The organism is Bariatricus sp. HCP28S3_A7, from assembly GCF_052066375.1.
In the GTDB taxonomy this organism is placed as follows: Bacteria; Bacillota; Clostridia; order Lachnospirales; family Lachnospiraceae; genus Allocoprococcus.
In genome coordinates this window covers 1-1004 of sequence record NZ_JBQHSG010000084.1, presented here as the reverse complement: position 1 = coordinate 1004, position 1004 = coordinate 1, and the positions used below count along the sequence as shown (strand labels likewise).

The following is a 1004-nucleotide window of genomic DNA, read 5'->3' as shown; positions in this document are numbered from 1 at the left end:
TATGATTATGAAACTCTTCACAACAAAGATCTCTACCACGATTGTGTGAAAGATCTAAGTGCTTCCATTGCAAAACTGATGGGAATCAGCGGTAAAGTCAGGCGTATGGATTCCATGATGATTGAATCCAACATCCGCAAACTCAGTCGGATGGAACTGATATACACCTGCATCGCGAAGCTGGCGGTGTATGTGAATAAAATCAATGGTTCCGCTCTGTCTGACGATTTAAAACACTATATCGATCCTAACGATTTTAACAGAGTGATTTATCATCAGCGCAGTACCAATGCAGATGATCGTATAAAGCAACTCTTAACGGATGCAGATAAACTCCTTGCCTTGTGTGAGTCTGATTACAATGATTCAACAGAGTATGATCTGTTTGTCAGATGCCTTTCAGAACAAACCATTGTTAAAAATGAAAAGCGCAGACTCCGGACAAAAGAAGACGGCGGCATGAAATCATCCATGATGCAAAATCCTTCTGATCCGGAAGCTACATTCCGAAGCAAGGCAGGAAAAGAGCATCGGGGATATGTAGCCAATCTTGAGGAATCCGTTGGAGCCAATGGTTCTGTTGTAACAGAGTATCAGTATGAGCAAAACAACCACAGTGACAGTCAGTTTATCCAAGAACACCTTGAGCAGATGAGTAAACAGGAAGAACGGACTGTTATAGTCGCAGATGGAGCATACAGCGGAACAGAAAACACACAACTTGCAGCTGATAAAAACGTAGAACTGATTACCACAAGCCTGACAGGGAAACCAGCTCCGGATATCCTTGCTGATTTTGAATTTAACGAAGAGGGAACAAAAGTCCTCCGATGTCCAGCCGGCCATTCACCGAAAAGCTGTTCTTATATGAAACAAAGCAATCAGTGTGCCGTTTCCTTTCTGCATGAGCAGTGTGTAGGCTGTCCGTATCAGGATCAATGCAAGCCGAAGATTTATAAGCGGGTTGCAAAAATAGTAACATCCAAAGCAGCTCATGAACGTGC

1 pseudogene is annotated in these 1004 nt (G+C 43.0%); it reads left to right on the top strand.

Going from position 1 to position 1004, the window contains the following annotated elements:
* Window positions 1-1004: pseudogene (locus ACTNA4_RS16080) on the top strand (transposase); the annotation flags it as partial.